Origin of the sequence: Arsenicicoccus dermatophilus (genome assembly GCF_046267915.1) — a bacterium.
In the GTDB taxonomy this organism is placed as follows: Bacteria; Actinomycetota; Actinomycetes; order Actinomycetales; family Dermatophilaceae; genus Arsenicicoccus; species Arsenicicoccus dermatophilus_A.
Genome location: NZ_CP176520.1, coordinates 83,244 through 105,013 on the forward strand (window position 1 = coordinate 83,244; position 21,770 = coordinate 105,013).

General features: G+C 72.0%; 17 protein-coding genes. 11 read left to right on the forward strand and 6 right to left on the reverse strand.

What is annotated here, in order from left to right; genetic code table 11:
• From ACK2IS_RS00750 to ACK2IS_RS00760, 3 genes are all read left to right on the forward strand, one after another.
• Positions 1-783: an ABC transporter ATP-binding protein gene (locus ACK2IS_RS00750; protein WP_409484260.1), complete on the forward strand. Its 783-nt coding sequence runs from the start codon at positions 1-3 to the stop codon at positions 781-783.
• 91 nt (positions 784-874) lie between these two features.
• A complete protein-coding gene (locus tag ACK2IS_RS00755) occupies positions 875-3,202 on the forward strand; it encodes a 6-phosphofructokinase (RefSeq protein WP_409484261.1) in 2,328 nt (775 codons plus the stop codon).
• Positions 3,203-3,370: 168 nt separating this feature from the next.
• On the forward strand, positions 3,371-4,267 hold the full coding sequence (locus ACK2IS_RS00760; RefSeq protein WP_409484262.1) for a DUF2382 domain-containing protein: 897 nt from the start codon (positions 3,371-3,373) through the stop codon (positions 4,265-4,267).
• A gap of 220 nt (positions 4,268-4,487) precedes the next feature.
• Here the strand turns inward: ACK2IS_RS00760 and ACK2IS_RS00765 are convergent, their stop codons facing one another.
• From ACK2IS_RS00765 to ACK2IS_RS00775, 3 genes are all read right to left on the reverse strand, one after another.
• On the reverse strand, positions 4,488-6,308 hold the full coding sequence (locus tag ACK2IS_RS00765; RefSeq protein WP_409484263.1) for a substrate-binding domain-containing protein: 1,821 nt from the start codon (positions 6,306-6,308) through the stop codon (positions 4,488-4,490).
• Positions 6,309-6,572: 264 nt separating this feature from the next.
• Positions 6,573-7,394, reverse strand: a complete 822-nt coding sequence (locus tag ACK2IS_RS00770) for a CPBP family intramembrane glutamic endopeptidase (protein ID WP_409484264.1) — start codon at positions 7,392-7,394, stop codon at positions 6,573-6,575.
• Positions 7,395-7,557: 163 nt separating this feature from the next.
• A complete protein-coding gene (locus ACK2IS_RS00775; protein WP_409484265.1) occupies positions 7,558-9,579 on the reverse strand; it encodes an OPT family oligopeptide transporter in 2,022 nt (673 codons plus the stop codon).
• A gap of 409 nt (positions 9,580-9,988) precedes the next feature.
• On the opposite strand from ACK2IS_RS00775, the gene ACK2IS_RS00780 reads away from it, so the two are divergent.
• The 5 genes from ACK2IS_RS00780 (at position 9,989) to ACK2IS_RS00800 (ending at position 15,338) form a co-directional block, all read left to right on the forward strand.
• Positions 9,989-11,233, forward strand: coding sequence for an arginine deiminase (locus tag ACK2IS_RS00780; RefSeq protein ID WP_409484266.1), 1,245 nt, complete (start codon positions 9,989-9,991; stop codon positions 11,231-11,233).
• Positions 11,233-12,234, forward strand: coding sequence for an ornithine carbamoyltransferase (argF, locus tag ACK2IS_RS00785; RefSeq protein ID WP_409484267.1), 1,002 nt, complete (start codon positions 11,233-11,235; stop codon positions 12,232-12,234). Before ACK2IS_RS00780 ends, argF begins: the two co-directional genes overlap by 1 nt.
• A gap of 3 nt (positions 12,235-12,237) precedes the next feature.
• Complete coding sequence (locus ACK2IS_RS00790; RefSeq protein WP_409484268.1) at positions 12,238-13,203, forward strand: carbamate kinase; 966 nt, start codon at positions 12,238-12,240, stop codon at positions 13,201-13,203.
• Positions 13,204-13,687: 484 nt separating this feature from the next.
• Positions 13,688-14,530, forward strand: coding sequence for a type IV toxin-antitoxin system AbiEi family antitoxin (locus ACK2IS_RS00795; RefSeq protein WP_409484269.1), 843 nt, complete (start codon positions 13,688-13,690; stop codon positions 14,528-14,530).
• Entirely contained in the window at positions 14,505-15,338 is an 834-nt protein-coding gene (locus ACK2IS_RS00800; protein WP_409484270.1) for a hypothetical protein, read from the forward strand. The genes ACK2IS_RS00795 and ACK2IS_RS00800 overlap by 26 nt, the downstream gene beginning before the upstream one ends.
• A gap of 77 nt (positions 15,339-15,415) precedes the next feature.
• Here the strand turns inward: ACK2IS_RS00800 and fahA are convergent, their stop codons facing one another.
• The 3 genes from fahA to ACK2IS_RS00815 form a co-directional block, all read right to left on the reverse strand.
• On the reverse strand, positions 15,416-16,624 hold the full coding sequence (fahA, locus tag ACK2IS_RS00805) for a fumarylacetoacetase (RefSeq protein WP_409484271.1): 1,209 nt from the start codon (positions 16,622-16,624) through the stop codon (positions 15,416-15,418).
• Between the two features lie 148 nt (positions 16,625-16,772).
• Positions 16,773-17,735: a hypothetical protein gene (locus ACK2IS_RS00810; RefSeq protein ID WP_409484272.1), complete on the reverse strand. Its 963-nt coding sequence runs from the start codon at positions 17,733-17,735 to the stop codon at positions 16,773-16,775.
• A 7-nt stretch (positions 17,736-17,742) separates the two neighbouring features.
• Entirely contained in the window at positions 17,743-18,957 is a 1,215-nt protein-coding gene (locus tag ACK2IS_RS00815; protein WP_409484273.1) for a homogentisate 1,2-dioxygenase, read from the reverse strand.
• 106 nt (positions 18,958-19,063) lie between these two features.
• Here ACK2IS_RS00815 and ACK2IS_RS00820 point away from each other — a divergent pair, with 106 nt between their 5' ends.
• From ACK2IS_RS00820 to ACK2IS_RS00830, 3 genes are all read left to right on the forward strand, one after another.
• On the forward strand, positions 19,064-19,579 hold the full coding sequence (locus ACK2IS_RS00820) for a MarR family winged helix-turn-helix transcriptional regulator (protein ID WP_409484274.1): 516 nt from the start codon (positions 19,064-19,066) through the stop codon (positions 19,577-19,579).
• Between the two features lie 166 nt (positions 19,580-19,745).
• Complete coding sequence (locus tag ACK2IS_RS00825) at positions 19,746-20,339, forward strand: hypothetical protein (RefSeq protein WP_409484275.1); 594 nt, start codon at positions 19,746-19,748, stop codon at positions 20,337-20,339.
• A 139-nt stretch (positions 20,340-20,478) separates the two neighbouring features.
• Positions 20,479-21,744, forward strand: a complete 1,266-nt coding sequence (locus ACK2IS_RS00830) for an alpha-amylase family protein (RefSeq protein ID WP_409484276.1) — start codon at positions 20,479-20,481, stop codon at positions 21,742-21,744.
• Positions 21,745-21,770: the final 26 nt, after the last annotated feature.

Sequence of the window (21,770 nt, forward strand, 5' to 3'; positions counted from 1 at the left end):
ATGAGCCTGCCGATCCGGCTGACCGGCGTGACCGTGCGCCATGGCGACCTGGTCGCCGTCGACGACGTCACGGCCGCCCTCCCCGCGGGCGGCCTCACCGCCGTCCTCGGGCCCAACGGGTGCGGCAAGTCCACCCTGCTGCGCACCGTGGCGGGGATCCTCGCCCCGCATGCCGGCACGGTCGTCGTCGGCGAGCGGGCCCTGGGCGCGCACACCCGACGCGAGCTGGCCCGCACCGTCGGGCTGCTGCCCCAGCAGCCGCCCGTGCCGCCCGGGCTGACCGTGGCCGACCTGGTGCGGCGCGGGCGCCACCCGCACCGCTCCTGGCTTCGCGCCGCGGGACCGGGCGACGAGGCGGCCGTCGAGCGCGCCATGACCCAGGCCCACGTCCGCGACCTGGCCGACCGCCCCCTGACCGACCTGTCCGGCGGGCAGCGCCAGCGCGCCTGGCTGGCGCTCGTGCTCGCGCAGGACACCCCGGTGGTGCTCCTCGACGAGCCGACCACCTTCCTCGACCTGGCCCACCAGTACGCGCTGCTGGACCTGTGCGCCGCGCTGCGGGACGCCGGTCGCACCGTGGTCGCCGTGCTGCACGACCTGTCCCAGGCCGCGGCCTACGCCGACCACGTGCTGCTCCTGCGCGCCGGTCGCCTGGTGGCCGAGGGCCCGGTCCGCCAGGTGCTCACCCCCCAGACGCTGGCCCGCACCTACGACATCGCCTGCCACGTCGACCTGGACGCCCCCCACGGCGGACCCGTGATCGTGCCGCTGCCCCGGGGGTGAGGTGGCGGCGGCCCCACCCACCCCGGTCACGTCGCGTTCACGTGCGGGCGGTTGGATGGTGCGGCACCCGTCATACCTCCCGGAGGCAGTCATGGAGCAGGTCCCGCACATCGTCACCGAGCCGATCGACGCGCCCCCGCAGCCGGGCGCCGAGACGGTGTCCGCGCAGGAGGTGCTCGCCACCCCGGTCGACGGCACCGGCAGGCGGATCGGCATCCTGACCAGCGGCGGTGACGCCCAGGGGATGAACGCCGCGGTCCGCGCGGCCGTCCGGACCGCCCTGCACCTGGGCGCCGAGGTCTTCGCGATCTACGAGGGCTACCAGGGCATGGTCGACGGCGGGGACGGCATCCGGCAGGTCGGCTGGGACGACGTGGGCAACGTGCTGCACCGCGGCGGCACGATGATCGGCACCTTCCGCAGCAAGGACTTCCGCGAGCGAGGGGGCCGTATGGCGGCGGCCCGGCACCTGCTCGAGCGCGGCATCGACCGGCTCGTGGTGATCGGCGGGGACGGCAGCCTCAGCGGGCTGGACCTCTTCCGGGCCGAGTGGCCGGAGCTGCTCGCCGACCTGGTCGCCGCCGGGCAGGTCGCCCGGGAGACCGCCGACGCGCACCCGGCCCTGATGATCGCGGGCCTGGTCGGCAGCATCGACAACGACCTGGTCGGCACCGACATGACCATCGGTGCGGACTCGGCCCTGCACCGCATCGTCGACGCGATCGACGCGATCGCGAGCACCGCGGCCAGCCACCAGCGCTCGTTCGTCGTGGAGGTGATGGGCCGGCACTGCGGCTATCTCACGCTGATGTCCGCGATCGCGGGCGGCTGCGACTACGCGCTCATCCCCGAGCACCCGCCCGCCGAGGGCTGGGAGGACCGGATGTGCGCCGAGCTGCGCCGTGGGCGCGAGGCCGGGCGGCGCGACTCGATCGTGGTCGTCGCCGAGGGCGCGCAGGACCGGTCGGGGGCACCGATCAGCGCGGCCTACGTGCGGGAGACGCTCGAGCAGCGGCTGGGGGAGGACACCCGGGTGACGATCCTGGGTCACGTGCAGCGCGGCGGGCGACCGAGCGCCTTCGACCGGTGGGCGTCGACCTGGCTGGGCTACGCCGCCGCCCACGAGGTGCTGTCGGCCACCCCCGAGACCGAGGGGCACGTCATCGGCATCCGCGGCAACCGCATCGCCCGGGTCCCGCTGGTGCAGGCCGTGGAGCGCACGCGCGAGGTCCCGGCGGCCATCGAGCGCGGTGACTACGACCGGGCGATGGCGCTGCGTGGTGGCTCGTTCACCGAGATGACCCAGATCTTCACCGAGATGTCGGAGCCCCCGACGCCGCACGTCGACGGCGAGCCCCGCCGGATCGGCATCCTGCACGCCGGGGGCCTCGCGCCCGGCATGAACACCGCGGCCCGCGCGGCCGTGCGCCTCGGCATCGACCGCGGTCACACGATGCTCGGCATCCGGGGCGGCTTCCCCGGCCTGCGGGACGGCAAGGTCGCCGAGCTGTCCTGGGCGGACGTGGAGGGGTGGACGGCCCTCGGCGGCGCGGAGCTCGGGATCCGGCGCGGGGTGCCGGAGATCGAGCACCTCTACTCCATCGGCCGGGCCCTGGAGGAGCACCGCATCGACGCGCTGCTGGTCATCGGCGGGTGGAACGCCTACCAGGGCGCGCACCTGCTGTGGCAGGAGCGGGACCGCTACCCGGCCTTTCGGATCCCGACGGTCTGCGTGCCCGCGTCGATCGACAACAACCTGCCGGCCTCCGAGCTCGCGATCGGCGCCGACACTGCCCTCAACGTGGTCGTGGACTCCATCGACCGCATCAAGCAGTCGGCGTCGGCCAGGCGGCGGTGCTTCGTGGTCGAGACGATGGGGCGCCACTGCGGCTACCTGGCGCTGATGGGCGGGCTGGCGGGGGGCGCCGAGCGGGTCTACCTCCCCGAGGAGGGGATCACCCTGGACGACCTCCAGCGGGACGTCGAGCGGCTGCGCGCGTCCTTCGACCACGGGCGGCGGCTGTTCCTCGCCGTCCGGGGCGAGCGGGCGAGCGAGCAGTACACCATGGACTTCCTCGCGCGGCTCTTCGACCAGGAGGGCGGGGAGCGGTACGACGTCCGCCAGGCGGTCCTCGGGCACGTCCAGCAGGGCGGGGACCCCTCGCCCTTCGACCGGGTGCTGGCCACCCGGCTCGTCGCGCACGCCGTCGACCTGCTGACCGAGGAGCTGACCGCCGACGGGGACGCCGCGCAGCTGGTCGGGCTGGTCCGGGGTCGGGTCCGCTCGACCCCCGTCGCCCGGATGCCTGACCTGATGGACCTGGTCCACCGGCGGCCCCGCGACCAGTGGTGGCTCGACCTGCGGCCCGTGGTGACGGCGGTGTCCGAGCCCGCTGACCCAGCCGTCCCCCCACGGTGACCTGGCGCGATGTCCACGACCTGGAAATATCCTGGAATTTTCGGTTCCCAGGTTTGCCGGGTCGTCACCCTGGGCATTGGTCTGGTCAGTGAAGCACCGTGGTCCTCGGCCAGCCGGGGGGTTGCTTCCCACCACGTATCTGGTTACCAACGAGAGGCGGACCCCAGCATGTTCTCCAACGAGCACATCGAGCAGATCCTGAACGGCGTCGTCGTCGACAACAACGGCGACAAGATCGGCAAGGTCGGCGACGTCTACAACGACGACCGCACCGGTCGCCCGTCCTGGGTCACCGTCAACACGGGCCTGTTCGGCACCTCCAGCACCTTCATCCCGCTGGACGACGCCACCGTCGAGGGCGACACCATCCGCGTCCCCTTCTCCAAGGAGAAGGTCAAGGACGCCCCCCGCGTCGACGCCGACCGTCACCTGGAGGCCGACGAGGAGCGTGAGCTCTACCGCTACTACGGCCGCGACTACGACACGGACACCACCGCTGCCTTCGCCGGCACCACCCACGACGCCGACGCCACCGCCGGTGTTCGCAACGACCACGGCGCCGACCACGGTGCGGACGGCGACGCCGACGCCCGTCTGGTCGCCGACCACGCCCGCGCCGAGGGCACGATGACCCGCTCCGAGGAGGAGCTGCGCGTCGCCACCCGTGAGCGCGAGGCCGGCACCGTCCGCCTGCGCAAGCACGTCCGCACCGAGCGCGAGACCGTCACCGTCCCCGTCACCCGCGAGGAGGTGCGTGTCGAGCGCACCCCCATCCGTGACGGTCACGTGGGCGACGCCCGCATCGGTGGCGACGAGGTCGCCGAGGTCCGCCTGCACGAGGAGGAGGTCGTCGTCGACAAGAACGTCGTCGCCAAGGAGCAGGTCTCGCTCGGCAAGGAGCGCGTCACCGAGCAGCAGCAGGTCTCCGAGGACCTCCGCAAGGAGGAGATCACCGTCGAGCACGACGGCGTCGAGGGCGTCGACTACGACCGCGACGGCAAGGTCGGCCTGGGCGACAAGATCAAGGACAAGCTGGACCGCGACAACGACGGCAAGATCGGTTGATCTGACCTGTCACCCCGTCGGAGCACGGCTCGGACCTGGTAGCACCCGGCAAGGGCCGGCCTCCCTGCGGAGGTCGGCTCTTGCCGTGTCCTCCGGGGCGTGCGGCCCGGGGTGCCGCGGCCTGCCTCCCCGGGTCTGCCCGTGGTCCGTCCCAGGCGGTATGCCGCCGGGCCCGACCACCGACGAGAGGTGGCCGGGCCTGGCGCGGGGTCGGGGTCGTTCAGAGGGAGAAGAGCGCGAACTTCACCGCGGCGGGCATCTGCGCCGGGGACCCGACCTGCGCGGCTCGGCCGCCCGTCGCGGAGGCGATGGCCTGCAGCGCGCCCATGTCCGCCTCCGCGCCATACCCGAGGCAGATGATGCGGACCGGCCGCCGGGGGTCCTGGGCCTGCTGCAGGTGCCTCAGGAGATCGGCCAGCGTGTCCGGGCTGGTGCTGTCCCGGTTGGCCCCGTCGGAGAGCACCACCAGCTGGTTGACGTAGTGCGGGTCGTAGCGGCTCCGGGTGTAGTCGTACGCCTCCCGCACGGCCTGGTAGAGCGGGGTACCGCCGCGCACCGTGACGCCCTTGACCGCGGTGATGACCTGCCCGCTGTGCGGGACGCCGCCTGCCGTCGTCTCGTTGACGTCCAGGGTGGTTGCCCGCTCGATCAGCGGTGTCCCGCCGTCCGCGGTGTGGAAGAACCACACGCCCGACCGCGCCCGGGGGGAGGCGGTGCGGTAGGTGGCCGCCGACAGGCTGCGGACCAGGTCGATCCGGCTGATGTCCGCGCCCGCGAACTTCTGGTTCATGGAGCCCGAGGCGTCGATCAGCGCCAGGGAGGAGATGCGGGTGTGCATCACCGAGAAGGTCTTGGCGGCCGTGCTCAGGGCCTGGGCGGGCACGGCCTGCGGCTTCAGCGGGGCTGCGGCGTAGGCGACGCCGACCGGCTTGTCGGTGGGGGCGGTGCCGTCGGGGGCGCGCAGGCCCGCCGCGCGCAGGGCGGTGCCGCCCGCATCGGAGGCGAGCCAGGTGCGGAAGTCCTCGGCGGTGGTGACGCCCTTGGTGCCGTCGGTGATCGACCCCACGGACAGGATGACCAGCGGCACCGACGCGGCGCCGGCACCCAGGGGCAGCGCCACCAGGGGGACGGTGGGGTTGGTGGCGTTGTGGGCGGCGACGGCCCGCTCGGTGGTGAGGTAGGCCGAGGCCTGTCGGGCGATCTGGGCCAGCGTCTGGTCGCGCCCGGGCAGGACGCTCGCGTCGTCGGGCACGACCGACCGGATGTGGTGCTCGGTCTTGATGAGCGCCAGCGAGCGCTCGTCGCCGCCGGTGTAGTCGGGTGCGTCCGTCAGAGGCCCGCCGTTGGCCAGCGTCATCATCGTGGCGAAGCCGAGCGCGGAGGTGGGGCTGGCGACCGGGTCGGCCATCTGCACCGAGAAGGTTCCCCACTGCGGGTGACCGGAGGTGGCCCAGGTGGTGCGGTCGAGCATCCAGCTGCGCCAGGTCGAGGTGGTGATCGCGGTCGTGGGCCAGCCCCACGCGTCGGCGAGCGGGGCCGGCATGGCCAGGACGACAGGGGTGCCGGCCACCACGGTCGGCCGCCCACGCCGGACCGTTGCGGGCAGCGCGGCGACGTCCGCGTCTCCGCGGGCCAGCCAGAGTCCGGCCCGGTCCGTTCCGAGGGTGTCGGCCAGCGCAGCCGGTCCGGTCGTCGGCTGGACCTGCACGGGGCTGCAGTCCTTGCCCCTGGCGATCCGGTAGCGCTCGATGGCCTGGGTGAGAGCCGAGCCCAGGTCCCCGGGGGCGTAGAGGTCGGTCGCGTCCGGGCAGGCGGCGCGCGGGGACGCGATGGCACCGCCGGTGGCGGTCGCGGCCCGGACGCCGGCGGCCGGGGCGACCGACTCCGTGCGCTCGCCGGACGGGGCACCGGACCCGGACCGGGACTGGACCGCGATCACGCCGGCCCCGCCGAGGGCGGCGACGGCGATCAGCCCGGCCGCGATGTTGCCGGCCTTGTCCTGCATGGTGGAGCCGCGGTGGCGGCCGTAGGTCTGGGTCACGTGGTGCCTCTTCCCGGTGCCCGGCGACAGGGGGGTCCGGGCTCAAAAGTCGTTCATGATGCAACCAAATCGTCGCACAACGGGCAATGAAGGAGTGCGGACTGTGAAGGTTGCACCCTGATGGGTCAGGTGGCGTGGCAGAAGCTCACGGATCTGTCACCACCTGTTGGTGACGATCCGTCGAATGCCTCGCTCCGGTCCCCCAGGTGATGTGAACCGGGCAGGGCGACGGCCCGACGGCTCGGCCTGCCGGGGTGCGGTACGTCAGAGCCAGCCCAGGTGTCCCCGGAGCAGCGCGTACCCCACGAAGGCCACCACGTCGAGGATGGTGTGGGCGACCACCAGCGGCAGCACCCGGCCCCAGCGGCGGTAGGCCAGCCCGAGCACCACGCCCATCACCACGTTGCCGAAGAACGGCCCGATGCCCTGGTAGAGGTGGTAGCTGCCGCGCAGCACCGCGCTGACCATCAGGGCCGCCCGGTCCGGCACACCCGCCTGGCGCAGCCGGGTCAGCAGGTACGCCACCACCACGACCTCCTCCAGCAGCGCGTTCTGCAGCGCGGACAGGCACAGGACCGGGATCGCCCACCAGGTCTGACCGAGGTTGGCGGCAGCGACCTGGGTGGTGATCCCTAGCTGGCGGCCCACGAGATACAGGCCCAGCCCCGGTATGCCGATGAGGGCGGCCAGCCCGGCGCCGCGCGCCAGGTCGCGCAGCGGCTGGCTGCGGTCCACGCCGACGCGGGGGTCCTCGGGCGGGCGCCGGTGCCGGAGGAGGAAGACCGCCATGGCCGGCGCGACGACCCCGAGCCCGACGCCGGCCAGCTGGTAGGCCAGGTCGAGCCACGGCCGGTCCGGGGTGACCGAGGAGTTGAGGTGGGAGGTCTGCTTGTCCAGCGCGACGTGGCGCGTCAGGCGCTCGGTCAGGCTGAGGACGGCATAGATCGCGGAGGACCCGAGCGAGAGACCGAGCAGCAGCAGCACCTCGGTGAGGTGCTCGCGGCGCTCGACGCGCCGGCAGGGGTACGCCTGCGCGGGCTCGGTCCGCTCGTCCTGCTGCTGGTGGGACTCGGCGGGGGTGGGCATGGGCCCTACGGTAGGCGCCGTCGCGGGCGGTGGGGCCAGGACGCGAGCGCCGACCCAGGTGGGGATGCAGACCGGAGACGGCAGGAGGGCCCCGCACGAGCGGGGCCCTCCTGAGGTTCTCCTGGCCGGGGTCGACCGGCCGGGGTCGATCAGCCGGGGCTGGTCAGGCGCGCGTCTCCACGCGGGCGGGCACGTCGGTGTCCGCGCGGCTCGCGACCCGCTTGACCCAGAGGTACAGCGCGGCGATGACGGCGGCGAAGAGGAGCGCACCGAGGATCTCGGCGGTGGGCTCGAAGTCCTCGCCCATGATCGCGAGCGGGGCGTCCGTGTCGCGCAGGTAGACGATGCCCGCGAAGAGCACGCCGAACAGCGACTCACCGACGATCAGGCCGGTGGCGAGCAGGGTGCCCAGACGCTTGGCGCCCTCGGGGTTGTGGCGACGGTCGGCCCAACGCTCGTAGAAGTGACCGATCAGAGCGCCCAGGGGGATCATCAGCGTCAGGTCGATGGGCAGGTACATGCCCATGCCGACCGCCAGCGGCGGCAGCGAGCGACGACCGTGGCTGGTCGCCTTGAGGACCTCGTCGATCGCGACGACGGCGACACCGACGAGGGCGCCGAGGCCCAGCAGGCCCCAGTCCAGGCCGCCGCCCAGCACGCCCTTGGCCAGGGTGGAGATGAGCGAGGCCTGCGGTGCGGCGAGCGCGTTCTCCCTGGCGCCGGGGGCGCCGACGAAGCCGAAGGTGTTGTTCATCAGGCCCAGGATGGGCGGGATGATCGCGGCGCCGAAGCCGACACCGATGATCAGGGCGACCTGCTGCTTCCAGGGGGTGGCCCCGACGAGCTGGCCGGTCTTGAGGTCCTGCAGGTTGTCGTTGGAGATGGTGGCGACGCCGAAGACGATCGCCGTGGTGAACAGCGTGTAGGCGACCAGCGCCTCGGTGGTGGCGCCGGTGCCGGAGCCGTGCACCGCCTTGACCAGCAGTGCGCAGGTCACGCCCACGATGATGCCGACGCCGGAGATGGGCGAGTTGGAAGCACCGATCAGACCGGCCATGTAGCCGCAGACGGAGGCGACGAAGAGGCCGACGAGCAGGATGTAGATGATCGCGGTGACGACCAGGCCGACGGCGCCGCCCTCGAGCGGGGTGCCTCGCGTGAAGAGCCACAGCAGCGCACCGATGGGGAGCATCGAGGCGAGGGTGGTGCCGATGACGACCTTCATGGACAGGTCGCGCTCGGTGATGTCGACCTCCTGGCCGGCCGCACGCGCGTTGGTGGAGGCGAGGGCGTCGCGGACGCCCTTGACGATGGGGCCGATGATCTTGAACAGCGTCCACAGGGCGGCGACGGCCATGGTGCCGGCGCCGATCATGCGGACGTCGCTGCGGAAGACGCCGTTGATGGACTTCAGCAGGGTCGGGGCGTCGGCCAGGTGGCCGACGGTGCGCATCGGCAGGATGACGCCGAAGGAGATCAGCACGCCGATGATCATCGCGATGCCGACGGTGATGCCCACGAGGTGACCGACGCCGATCAGGGCGAGGGACAGGCTGGAGCCGATCATGGTGCCGCCGGAGCCGACCCGGACGGCCTTGCTGATGCCCTCCGCCGCGACCTTGAGCTTGGTCAGCAGCATGAAGAAGAACGCCGCGAGGCCGGAGGCGGTGATGACCTGCAGTCCGCGCTTGTTCTCCTGCGCGCCGGAGGCGGAGTCACCGACGCGGAGCACCTCGGCCGCGGCCACGCCCTCGGGGTAGGGCAGGTCGGAGCCGGTGACCAGGGCGCGGCGCAGGGGGATGGAGTACATGACGCCGAGCACGCCGCCGAAGAAGCAGACGCCGACGGTGGTCCAGTACGGGAATCCCTTCCAGTATCCGAGCATGACCAGGCCGGGGAGCACGAAGATGATGGCGGACAGCGTCCCGGCGGCGGAGGCGATGGTCTGGACGATGTTGTTCTCGACCACGGTGTGGTCGCGGAAGAACCTCAGGATCGCCATGGAGATGACGGCCGCGGGGATCGAGGTGGCGAAGGTGAGGCCGACCTTGAGCCCGAGGTAGACGTTGGCCGCGGTGAACACGAGCGTGATGAGCCCGCCGATGATGACGCCACGGACGGTGAGCTCCTTGAGCCCACTCGCTCGCGCCGGCGCGGTGGCCGGTGGGTGGTGCGCGGTGGCCATGGGTGGCCCTCCAATCAGATGGGTGCTGCGGTGGCCCACGCCGTCGGGGGCCGCGCGCCGATGGGTGTGGCGCCCCCACACCGTAGGAGGCTCGCGCGCGAGCCCCTTCCCCGGGGGTGGTCCGAACGCTCCCGCGTTGCCGATTCGTGATCTGGAAAACCCCGGATCGCGGGGGGCCTGCGATGCCTTCGGACGCATACCTATCGGTGTCTTCTCGCGCTTTCCCGGCATACCGCGGGATAGACACTCACCACCGGTCTGGCCTGCGGGATCCCGGGCGGCCCCCGGTGTTCCCAGGGCCGTCGCGCTGCGCTTTGATAGGGCACGGACAACGGCAGCGACGCCGCCCTGCGAGCCCTCCCGAGGGCCGCCGGACGGGGTCGCCGCCCCGAGGATGAACGAGGTTCCCATGACGACCGAGCGCCAGGCCTATGTCGGCTCCGAGGTCGGTCAGCTGCGTCGGGTCCTGCTCCACCGACCCGACCGCGAGCTGGCCCGGCTGACCCCGAGCAACAAGGATGCGCTCCTCTTCGACGACCTGCCGTGGGTCGAGGAGGCGCAGAAGGAGCACGACGAGTTCGCCCGCGCGCTGCGCGACCTGGACGTCGAGGTGCTCTACCTCCAGGACGTGCTGACCGAGACGCTGCACCATCCCGCGGCCCGCCAGTTCCTCTTCGACCACCTGCTCGACGACGAGGTCTTCGGCCCGCAGGCGCTGGACGCGATGCTGCAGGTGCTCAGCGCCATGAGCTCCGAGGAGCTCGCCAAGGTGCTCATCGGCGGCATCACCAAGGAGGAGATGTTCTGCCGGATGCCCCGGATCCCGGACTCCGTGGTGCTCAGCTCGATGGCCGCGTCCGACTTCATGCTGGCCCCGCTGCCCAACCACCTGTTCACGCGGGACACCACCTGCTGGGTCTACGGCGGCGTCTCGATCAACTCGATGCGGATGCTCGCCCGGGTGCGCGAGTCCCTGCACTACGAGGCGATCTACCACTGGCACCCGGTGCTGTCCGGTGGCGACCACTCCCTCACCCGGTGGAGCGACGGGCTCGGCACCGGCCTGGCCTCGATGGAGGGCGGCGACGTCCACGTCCTGGGCCGCGGCGGGGTCCTGGTGGGTATGTCGGAGCGCACCACTCCGCAGGCGGTCGAGCGGCTGGCGCAGCAGCTCTTCGCCGCGCAGGCGGCCACCTCGGTCGTCGCGGTCGCGATGCCCAAGGCGCGCGCGGTGATGCACCTGGACACCGTGATGTCGATGGTCGACGACCACACCTTCACCAAGTACGCCGGCCTCGGGATGCTGCCGTCGTACACCCTGACCCCGGCCGACGAGCCCGGTCGCCTGCGGGTGACGGCGCACGAGCCGGAGCACATGCACAAGGCGATCGCCGCCGCGATCGGCCTGGACGACCTTCGCATCCTCACGCCCGACCAGGACCTGGCGGCGGCGGAGCGGGAGCAGTGGGACGACGGCTGCAACGTGCTGGCCGTCCGTCCCGGCGTGGTGGTCGCCTACGAGCGGAACATCACGAGCAACAACTTCCTCCGCGCGAACGGCGTGGAGGTGGTCACCATCAAGGGAAGCGAGCTTGGCCGGGGCCGTGGGGGTCCGCGCTGCATGAGCTGCCCGATCGAGCGAGAGGACATCTGATGTCGTTCAACCTGCGCCACCGCAACTTCCTCAAGGAGCTGGACTTCACGCCCCAGGAGTGGCAGCACTTGCTGCAGCTCTCCATGGACCTCAAGCGTGCGAAGTACGCCGGCACCGAGCAGCCGCGGCTCACGGGCAAGAACATCGCCCTGATCTTCGAGAAGACCTCCACCCGCACCCGCTGCGCCTTCGAGGTCGCGGCCTACGACCAGGGCGCCAACGTGACCTACCTCGAGCCCAGCGGCTCGCAGATCGGCCACAAGGAGTCCATGAAGGACACCGCCCGGGTCCTCGGCCGGATGTACGACGGCATCGAGTACCGCGGCTCCTCCCAGACCCTGGTCGAGACCCTCGGCGAGTTCGCCGGCGTCCCGGTGTGGAACGGCCTGACCGACGAGTGGCACCCCACCCAGATGCTGGCCGACCAGCTCACCATGCGGGAGTTCAGCACCAAGCACGACCGGGAGATCGCCTTCGCCTTCCTCGGCGACGCCCGCAACAACGTCGGCAACTCGCTGCTGATCTCCGGCGCCATGCTGGGCATGGACGTGCGCATGGTCGCCCCCAGGCAGCAGCAGAACACCGACGAGATCGTCCGCAAGGCCAAGGAGATCGCCGAGCGCACCGGCGCCCGCATCACCGTGACCGACGACGTCCGCGAGGGTGTCAAGGGCTGCGACTACCTCTACACCGACGTGTGGGTGTCCATGGGTGAGCCCAAGGAGGTCTGGGACGAGCGCATCGCGCTGCTGAAGGACTACCAGGTCAACGCCGCTCTCATGGAGGCCACCGGCAACCCGGACGTGAAGTTCATGCACTGCCTGCCGGCCTTCCACGACCGCAACACCAAGGTCGGCGAGGACATCTTCCAGGCGACCGGCATGGAGGCCCTCGAGGTCACCGACGAGGTCTTCGAGTCCGACGCGTCGATCGTCTTCGACCAGGCCGAGAACCGCATGCACACGATCAAGGCGGTCATGGTCGCCACCCTGGGGGACTGACCGATGCGCATCGTCGTCGCCCTGGGCGGCAACGCCCTGCTCGAGCGCGGTGAGAAGCCGGACGCCGCGATCCAGCTCACGCGCGCCAAGGAGGCCGCCAAGGCCCTGGCGCCGCTGGCCGAGGAGCACGAGCTCGTCATCACGCACGGCAACGGCCCGCAGGTGGGTGTGCTGGCGCTGGAGTCGGCCAACGACCCCTCGCTGAGCGAGCCCTATCCCTTCGACGTCCTGGGCGCCCAGACCCAGGGCATGATCGGCTACTGGCTGCTGCAGTCCCTGCAGAACTCCCTGCCCGGGCGCCAGGTCGCCTCGATGGTCAACCAGACCCTCGTCATGGCGCACGACCCGGCGTTCAAGAACCCCACCAAGTTCGTCGGCGAGACCTACTCCGAGGAGGAGGCCAGGGCCAAGGCCGAGGAGCGCGGCTGGGACGTCAAGCGGGACACCAAGGGCTGGCGTCGCGTCGTCGCCTCGCCGACCCCGCAGCGGGTCGTCGAGACGCGGATCATCCGGCTGCTGCTCTCCTCCGGCGCGGTCGTGGTGTGCGCCGGTGGCGGCGGCATCCCGGTCGTCCGGGACGAGCGCGGCAAGCTCAAGGGCATCGAGGCCGTCGTGGACAAGGACCTCACGGCCGGTCGGCTGGCCGAGGCCCTGGAGGCGGACGCGCTGTTCATCCTGACCGACGTGCCCAACGTCATCGACGGGTTCGGCACCGACTCGGAGAAGCCCATCACGCGGGCGACGCCTGGTCAGCTCCGCGCGATGGATCTGCCCGCGGGATCGATGGGCCCCAAGGTCGAGGCGGCCTGCCGCTTCGTGGAGCTCACCGGTGACCTCGCGGCCATCGGTCGGCTGCAGGACGTCGCGAAGATGATCGACGGCGAGGCCGGCACGATCATCACCGCGGGCGGCAACTACGGCGGCCCGGACGACCTCAACCCGCGGCACGAGCTCACCGTCGACATCTGACCTACCGGCGGCGGTCGGATCAGCCGGGCTTCGTCGCCCAGGCGAGTCCGACCGCCCCCGGCGGGTCTGTCGAACCCGACGTGACAGACCCCGTATGACGTCAGCCCGCCCGTCCCCCGGCATACCGAGGAGCGGGCGGGCTGCGTCATGCGGGGGGACACGCCATACGACTGGGGTGCGGTCGGAGGCCGCGGCCCAGCCCTGCGACGGCCCCGGGAGTCAGGAGCCGAGCCCGTACCGTTCACAAAAATCTCGTGTTCACGTAGCATGAACACTGTGCGAGAGGTGAACGGACGAGAGTCGGGGGCCGCCCTGGAGGACGCGATCGCAGGCCGACTCCAGGAGCTGGGCTTCGAGGTCGAGGTGCCCGTTGCCATGGACGTGAGCGGCGCGGACCTCGTGGCGCGTCTGCCTGGACGCGGCCCCCGATGCCGTCTGGGGCGTCGAGATCAAGACCCGTCTGCGACCCACCGACGGACGGGGGATGACTGACGTCGGTCTCCGACGCATGGTGGGGCTGCCGCATGTCACCCCGGTCATGGCTGCGCGTTACCGCGACCTCGGGGTCTCGTTCGTCGACGCGGCCGGTAACTGCTGGCTGGAGTCGCCCGAGATCAAGCTCTGGGTGGAGGGGCGCAGGCCCGAGCGTCTCGCGGCCCCCGGGGAGGAACGCCCCTCGCGCGCCTTCACCCCGGCCGGGTTGCGCGTCGTTCTTGCCCTGCTGGTCCGTCCAGAGCTGGTCGCTGGCTCCGTGCGTGAGCTCGCGCGCGCGAGCATGGTGTCCGTCGGCGCGGCCCAGCACGCACGATCGGATCTGCACGCAGAGGGCTTCGTGCGGTCTGTCCGCGGACGCAACCACGTGGTGGAGCACGACATGCTGGCGCGCCGGTGGCTCGAAGGCTACGTCGTGAGACTCGTTCCAACGCTCCGCTCCCGCGGGTGCAGCGGTCCCGAGCCCGCCTGGTGGGCGGAGCACGGGCCTGCCGAGCTCGCTCGGGGTTTCCTGAGCGGCGAAGCCGGACTCGTCATGAGGGGTCACGGGCTCAGGAGCGCCAGGCACACCGTGATCTACGGCACGCCTCCCTGGGAGGACGCGGTGCGCCTCGGCCGTCTCCGGTCGTACGTCGAGGACGAACGGAGGCTGCCGGAGGTGAGGCTTCGAGAGCTCTTCTGGTCCCCCGACCTCGTCGAGCCCGACAATCCGTGGCCGGGCAGCGCCCCCAGCCTGGTCGTCTACGCCGACGCAAGCCACTCGGGCGATCCTCGTGTGCGAGCCCTGGCAGAGGAGATGTGGGACGAGGATGACGACCTTCGACGCCTTCACTGATCAGGCTTGTTTCGCCTTCCCCCCGTCGGTGGCTCACGCCTTGTCGACCGTCCACACAGCGCTGGGCGACGTCATGCTGGTGGGATCGTGGGCGCGTGACGTCTGCCTGGTGCTGGGGGCGGGCGTCGAGCCTGGCAGAGGTACTGACGACCTCGACGTCGCCGTCGCCGTCGCCGTAGCTTCTTTGCGGGAACTCGACCGACGACTCGGTGAGCTGGGTCCCCGCCGCGGTCATGGAGTCCGCATCCGCGTGGCGGGACAGCCCGTGGATGTCCTTCCGTTCGGAGACATCGCCCCGGAGGGCGTGGTCCGGCCCGCTTCGGACGACGAGCTGGACGTCACGGGGATGGCCGAGGCCTGGCTCCACCGGGATATGGTCCAGGTGTCCCCGACACACGCCATCGCCGTGGCATCCCGGGAGTCGATGCTCCTGCTGAAGCTCATTGCCTGGGACGTGCGGACCCCGGGCACCGAGAAGGACGCCCTCGACCTCGACCGGCTCCTTGACGCGGCGTCGCACGGACGGTACGGGGATGCCACCTTCGAGCATGAGAGTTCCATGGCGCGCTGCGAGTACGAAGTCGAGCGCGCGGGGGTCTATCGATGCGGCCTCGTCCTCCGGGAGCGCTTGCGGCCGGCGACAGCAACTCGGCTGGCACAGGTCATGACAGATGCCAGACTGATCAGGCTCGCTGCCCTGATGCCCCCGCTGCGAGCCAACGAGCGGCTGGACCAGCTCGAGCTCTTGCGGGAGGCGCTCGCGCTCGACGGTGGGTCGGTCGGGCCGGACGTGCCAGAGCCCGTATGACGCCGGCCAGTCCGCTCCTCGGCGTACCGAGGAGCGGACCGGCCGCGGCATACGAGGGGGGCCGTCGACGTGATGGGTCAGCGAGCGGGCGTGATGCGGCCGGCGCACTCCCCGAGGCCGATGCGGAGGCCGTCCTTGCCGCGCGCGGTGGCGGAGATGACGACCTCGTCGCCGTCCTCCAGGAAGGTGCGGGTCGAGCCGTCCTGCAGGGTGATCGGGTCGCGGCCGTTCCAGGTCATCTCGATGAACGCGCCGCGCTGGTCGACCCCGGGACCCGAGATCGTGCCGGAGGCGAAGAGGTCGCCCGTGCGGACCGAAGCGCCGTTGACCGTGGTGTGGGCGAGCATCTGCGCGGGCGTCCAGTACATCTGCGCGTAGGGCGGGCGGGAGATGACCTCGCCGTTGAGCCGCACCTCGAACTCGATGTCCAGGCCCCACGGCTCGGCGTCGCGCAGGTAGTCCTGCAGCGGCACGTCGCGAGCCGGCGGCTCGACGCGCGCGTCCTGCAGCGCGGCGAGCGGCAGCACCCAGCCGCCGATCGAGGTGGCGAAGGACTTGCCGAGGAAGGGGCCGAGCGGGACGTACTCCCAGGCCTGGATGTCGCGGGCGGACCAGTCGTTGGTGATGGTCACTCCGAAGACGTGCTGGTCGAGATCGGCGACGGCGACGCGGGAGCCGCGCTCGCTGCCGACGCCCACGACGAAGCCGAGCTCGCACTCGATGTCCAGCCGGATCGACGGCCCGAAGACCACGTCCCCGTCGGGCGTGCGGCGCTGCCCCTGCGGGCGGGGGATGTCCTCGCCGGAGACGATCACCGTCTGGGAGCGGCCGTGGTAGCCGATCGGCAGGTGCTTCCAGTTGGGGGTGAGCGGCTCGGAGTCGGGGCGGAAGATGCGCCCCAGGTTGGTGGCGTGGTTCTCCGAGGCGTAGAAGTCGACGTAGTCGCCCACGGTGAACGGCATGAGCAGGGTGACGGTCGACAGGTCGAGCAGGTACTTCTCGACGGTCTCGCGGTGCCGCTCGTCGGACAGCCAGCCCTGGACGTCGGCGCGCAGCCGGGCCCAGGCCTCGGGGCCGGCGGCGAGCAGCAGGTCGAGGGTGCCCTCCTCGACGACGTCGGACCAGCCGCCGGGCAGGTCGGTGGCCGCCTCGGTGAGGTCGAGGGCCTGGTCGCCGATGCGCACGCCCAGGTGCGGGAAGTCGTCGCCGGTGTCCATCGAGCCGTAGGGAAGGGCGTCGAGGCCGAACGGGCTGTCCTGCGGGATGTCGACCCAGGTGGTCGTCACGGGAGCTCCTCGGTGGTGCTGGTGGATGGTGGGTGGGTGGTCTGCGTGCCCCGCCCGCTCACCCCTTTCGTCACTAGGGGCACGTGGCGGTGATCGTGGGGCGTGTCGGCAGTGGTGCGGGGGGCTCGGGTGGTGATGCTCGGGCAGGTCAGGGGTGGTCGAGCTGCCGCTCGGGGTCGCGGAGCTCGGGGCCCGCGACGGGGACGGTCAGCCCGAGCGCCACCAGGTCGTCGACGGGCGTGGAGGTGGAGCAGGAGCCGTATGCCGTGAACGACGCACGGGCCGCCCGCTGGTCGGCCTCGGACGCCGCCCGCGCCTCGGTCGCCAGCGCGTCGCCGTCGTCGCAGGTCAGCGCCTCGACCACGGCCTCACGACCGGCGCCGGCCCGGGCACGCAGCACGGCCACCAGGAGGTCCAGGACCCCGTGGTGCTGGAAGCCCGTCCGCTCGTCGACGTAGCGCACCGCGTGGTGCAACCCCGCCGTGCACTTGAACGCCGTGCCCAGGTCGGCCGCGAGCACCAGGAAGTCCGCGAGCTCGTCGGCGGTGGGGAACAGCTCGGGCGTCACCCCGCCGCAGCGGACCTTGGCGCCGAGGCCGGCCGCGTGCACGGCGCGCAGCGCCTGCGCCGTGACGCCTGCCTCGGCCCCGGCGAGCGGGATCTCGACGAAGGTGGCTGCCCCGGTGCCCTGCGTCGCCGCCTGCACGGAGGCCACGGACTCGGCGAGATCGCCTGCTGGCAGCCGCAGCTCGATCCCGGCGAGGCGGAGCCGCGGGTCGGTGGACAGCTCGGTGACGAGCGCGGCGAGGTCGCCGAGCGGCTCGTCCACGATCAGCCCGACCTGGACGCTCTCGCCCTGGCGCAGCGCCTGCCGCAGCTCCTCGACCCGGGAGGTCGGCACCAGGAAGCGGCCGGTGTGCACCGGGTGCCCGGCCGCGTCGTCGGCGCGGTGGCGGGCGACGGCGTCGGTCATGTCCAGCGCGGTGGGCGGGAAGAGCCCGGCGTCGTCGACCAGCGCGCGGACGAGCGGGATCGTGTCCGCTGGGATCGCCTTGGGCGGTAGGGCGCCGGCCGTGTCGCGGGCGGCCGTGGCGGCTCGCTGCTCCGTCATACCGACATCATCCCTGGGACAGGCGGCGCCCGCCCGACCAGGAGTAGGGATAGCTCGGGTCCTCGGTCTCCAGCGCGGCCTCGCCGAGGTCGAGCGGCCGGAAGGTGTCGACCATGACCGCGAGCTCGTCGAAGAACTCCGCCCCGATGGACCGCTCGTAGGCTCCCGGCTGCGGCCCGTGCGCGTGACCCGCGGGGTGCAGCGAGATCGAGCCCTGTCCGATGCCGGAGCCCTTGCGGGCCTCGTAGTCGCCGCCGCAGTAGAACATGACCTCGTCGGAGTCCACGTTGGAGTGGTAGTAGGGCACCGGGATCGCGAGCGGGTGGTAGTCGACCTTGCGCGGCACGAAGTTGCAGATCACGAAGTTGTGCCCCTCCCACACCTGGTGGGCGGGCGGCGGCTGGTGGACCCGCCCGGTGATCGGCTCGTAGTCGGCGATGTTGAAGACGTAGGGGTAGAGGCAGCCGTCCCAGCCGACCACGTCGAAGGGGTGCTGCGGCTGGACGTGGATGGTGCCGGCGATGCCGGACGGGCCACGGCCGCGGTGCTTGATGTAGACCTCGACGTCCTGCTCGTCGACCTGCACCGGATCCGACACGTGGCGGAGGTCGCGCTCGCAGAAGGGCGCGTGCTCCAGGTGCTGCCCGTACGTCGACAGGAACCGCCGGGGCGGCGTGATGTGTGAGTTGGCCTCGATGCAGTAGACGCGGACCGGCTCGTCACCCGTCGGCACCCAGCGGTGGATCGTGGCCCGCGGGATCATGACGTAATCGCCCTGGTGGACGTCGACATGCCCGAGCTGGGTCTCCAGCGTGGCGGTGCCGGACTCGACGTAGCAGCACTCGTCGCCGATGGCGTTCTTGTAGAGCGGGCTCGGCGCGGTGGCAGCGACGTAGCCGAGGCGGACGTCGGCGTTGCCCAGGAGCAGCCGGCGGTCGCGGACCACGTCGAGCCCGGCGCCGTCGTCCTGCCGGGTCGGCAGGTCGTGGGTCCTGACGTGGCGCGGCAGCAGCGGGTCGTTGGGCGTCAGCGTCTGGTCGGGCAGCTCCCACGGCCGCACGTCGACGATCGCGCTGGGGAGGTAGCGGTGGTAGAGCAGGCTGGAGTCGGAGGAGAAGCCCTCCTCGCCCATGAGCTCCTCGTAGTAGAGGCCCCCCTCGGGGGTGCGGTGCTGGGTGTGCCGCTTGGGCGGGACGTGACCCGCGCTGCGGTAGTGCGCCATCGCTGCTCCTCGGTCGCTCGACGCCGGGGCGGCGCCGTCGGCGGGTAGTACATCTGTGTACTATCTCGACTGTAGTCGATCGACCCGCACGTCGCCAGGGGGAGCCATGCCGGAGCTGGACTTCTGGTCCTTCGTGCGCCTGGCCCGGACCCGCCTGGTGCAGGAAGGCTTCGCGGACGCCCGCGCCTCCGAGCTGCTGCTCACGCTCAACCGGGCGTCCGGGATCGTCACCTACGACCTGGAGGCCTCGGTCCACCGGCCGGCGGGGCGCTCCTGGTCCGCCTTCCGGATCCTCTACGTCCTCTGGCTCGCCGGCGCCCTGGAGCCGCGCCGCGTCGCCGAGCTCACCGGCCTGACCCGGGCGGCCGTCTCCAACCTCGTCGGTCCCCTGGTCGACCAGGGGGTCGTATGGCGAGAGCCTGCGCCCGACGACCGCAGGTCCGTGCGGCTGGGTCTGACCGGCGCCGGGGTCACCGAGATCCGGTGCCTGTTCGAGGCTCAGCACCAGCGTGAGATCGCCTGGGCCGCAGCGCTGTCCGAGGAGGAGCAGCGCACCCTGACCGGGCTGCTCGACAAGCTCGTGGGCGGCCGCGACGACCTGGTCGCGCGCCTGCGGCACTGAGCTGCGCCCGGGGGTGTCCGGCCCCGGCGGCTCCCGAGACGCCTGGCCGGTCTGCCGTACCTGACCTGCCCGAGGCGCCAGGAGGACGGTCGGCCGGAGGCCGCCCGCCGCGGGATCACGCAGGGTTACGCTGGCCCGAGTCCCAACGTCCGCGCAGGAGGTGACCGTGCCCAGCACCGCCGACCCCCGCGGCGAGCAGCCCGCAAGCGCGAGCCCCGTCGACGCCGTCGCCCACGTCGTCGAGGCCGTCGACCGGCTCGTCCCCGAGGCGGACGACCCCGGCAGCGACCTGCCCGTCGCGTCCTCCCGCTCCCTGCCCTGGGTGGGGATCCTCTTCGCCGGGTGCGCGGTGGCGCTGGTCCCGTGGATCTTCTACCTGCTCGAGGCCCTGCCCTCCCGCGCACTGTCGCCCAACGTCGACATCGCCTGGGCGGGCTTCGACGTCATGCTGCTCGTCGCCCTGCTCGCCACGGCCGTCGCGACCCTGCGGCGCTCCCGGTGGATGTCCACGACGGGCGGCTGGACGGCCGGCCTGCTGGTGACCGACGCGTGGTTCGACATGGTGACGGCCCCGGACGAGGGGGCCCTGGTCGTGGCGGTCCTGCTCGCCGTCCTCGTGGAGCTGCCCCTCGCCGGGATCAGCGTCTGGGTCTGCCTGCACGCCCAGGACATCGTCGAACGGCGGATCCTGCTGCTGCAGCAGCGAGCCCGCCGCGCCGACGACCGGCCGCGGGTGCGGCTGCCGCGCCGTCCCCGCTGATCCGTCGCCGCTGATCCGTCCCTGCCGCGCCGTCCCCGCCACGCCGAGGCGTCCGTCGACCCAGCACCTCGTCCAGGTCCCGCTCCCGCCCGACCCGGCGGTTCGGCATACTCCCTGCTCGGTGCGGCAGACTCGGCCCATGACCTGGACCGATCACGTCATCTGGTGGCACGTCTATCCGCTCGGGGCGGTGGGGGCGCCGATCCACGGGGGCTTCGACCCGGCCGTCGTCGACCACCCCCTGGCCCGCCTGGAGGGGTGGCTTGACCACGCGATCGCCCTGGGCGCCAACGGACTTCAGCTGGGGCCGATCTTCGCCTCCGCGACGCACGGCTACGACACGCTGGACCACTACCGGATCGACCCGCGGCTGGGCGACGACGCCGATCTCGACGAGCTGGTCCGGCGCGCCCGCGACAAGGGGCTGCGCGTGCTGCTCGACGGGGTGTTCAACCACGTGGCCTGGGCGCACCCGCTCTACCAGCAGGCCCTGGTGGAGGGTCCGCAGTCCACCGCGGCCCGGCACTTCCGCATCGACTGGAGCAGCGGCGAGGCGCGTCCGGAGGTCTTCGAGGGACACGGCTCGCTCGTCGCGCTCGACCACGGCCGCGATGAGGTCGTCGACCTGGTCGCGGACGTCATGCGGCACTGGCTGCGCCGCGGCATCGACGGGTGGCGCCTGGACGCGGCCTATGCCGTCGACCCGCACTTCTGGGCGCGCGTGCTGCCGCAGGTGCGTGCGGAGTTCCCCGAGGCGACCTTCGTCGGCGAGGTGATCCACGGCGACTACGCCCACCTGGTGCGGGAGTCCACGCTGGACTCGGTCACGCAGTACGAGCTGTGGAAGGCCGTCTGGTCCTCGCTGCTCGACCGCAACTTCTGGGAGCTGGACCACGCCTTGCAGCGTCACCAGGCGCTCCTGGACACCTTCGTCCCGATGACCTTCGTCGGCAACCACGACGTCACCCGCATCGCCTCCCGGGTCGGCCAGGCCAAGGCCGTGCTCGCGATGACGGTGCTGATGACCGTGGCCGGGCAGCCGTCGCTCTACTACGGCGACGAGCACGGCTTCGAGGGCGTCAAGGAGGACCGTGAGGGTGGCGACGACGCGGTCCGGCCGCCGCTGCCGCAGGCGCCGTCGGGGCTGAGTCCTCTGGGGGACGGGACCTTCCGGGTGCACCAGGCGCTCGTCGCCATACGCCGTCGGCATCCCTGGCTGGTGCGCGGACAGGTCGAGACGGTCGAGCTCACCAACGAGCGGATGGTGTATGCCGTGCGCCCGGCGCCGGGCGCCCCGGAGCACGGGGACCCGGCGGCGGTGCTCCACGTCGAGCTGGACGTCACCGGCCAGCCGCGGATGGCGATCCGTCAGGGGGACGCCACCCTCCTCACCCACCCTGCCTAGACCTACCGCCGGTCGTCGGATCCGCC

Coding starts and splice junctions, on each gene's coding strand:
- ACK2IS_RS00750 (WP_409484260.1), top strand. CDS start 1: ATGAGCCTGCCGATCCGGCTGACCGGCGTGACCGTGCGCCATGGCGAC.
- ACK2IS_RS00755 (WP_409484261.1), top strand. CDS start 875: ATGGAGCAGGTCCCGCACATCGTCACCGAGCCGATCGACGCGCCCCCG.
- ACK2IS_RS00760 (WP_409484262.1), top strand. CDS start 3,371: ATGTTCTCCAACGAGCACATCGAGCAGATCCTGAACGGCGTCGTCGTC.
- ACK2IS_RS00770 (WP_409484264.1), bottom strand. CDS start 7,394: ATGCCCACCCCCGCCGAGTCCCACCAGCAGCAGGACGAGCGGACCGAG.
- ACK2IS_RS00775 (WP_409484265.1), bottom strand. CDS start 9,579: ATGGCCACCGCGCACCACCCACCGGCCACCGCGCCGGCGCGAGCGAGT.
- ACK2IS_RS00780 (WP_409484266.1), top strand. CDS start 9,989: ATGACGACCGAGCGCCAGGCCTATGTCGGCTCCGAGGTCGGTCAGCTG.
- argF (WP_409484267.1), top strand. CDS start 11,233: ATGTCGTTCAACCTGCGCCACCGCAACTTCCTCAAGGAGCTGGACTTC.
- ACK2IS_RS00790 (WP_409484268.1), top strand. CDS start 12,238: ATGCGCATCGTCGTCGCCCTGGGCGGCAACGCCCTGCTCGAGCGCGGT.
- ACK2IS_RS00795 (WP_409484269.1), top strand. CDS start 13,688: ATGACTGACGTCGGTCTCCGACGCATGGTGGGGCTGCCGCATGTCACC.
- ACK2IS_RS00800 (WP_409484270.1), top strand. CDS start 14,505: ATGACGACCTTCGACGCCTTCACTGATCAGGCTTGTTTCGCCTTCCCC.
- ACK2IS_RS00810 (WP_409484272.1), bottom strand. CDS start 17,735: ATGACGGAGCAGCGAGCCGCCACGGCCGCCCGCGACACGGCCGGCGCC.
- ACK2IS_RS00815 (WP_409484273.1), bottom strand. CDS start 18,957: ATGGCGCACTACCGCAGCGCGGGTCACGTCCCGCCCAAGCGGCACACC.
- ACK2IS_RS00820 (WP_409484274.1), top strand. CDS start 19,064: ATGCCGGAGCTGGACTTCTGGTCCTTCGTGCGCCTGGCCCGGACCCGC.
- ACK2IS_RS00830 (WP_409484276.1), top strand. CDS start 20,479: ATGACCTGGACCGATCACGTCATCTGGTGGCACGTCTATCCGCTCGGG.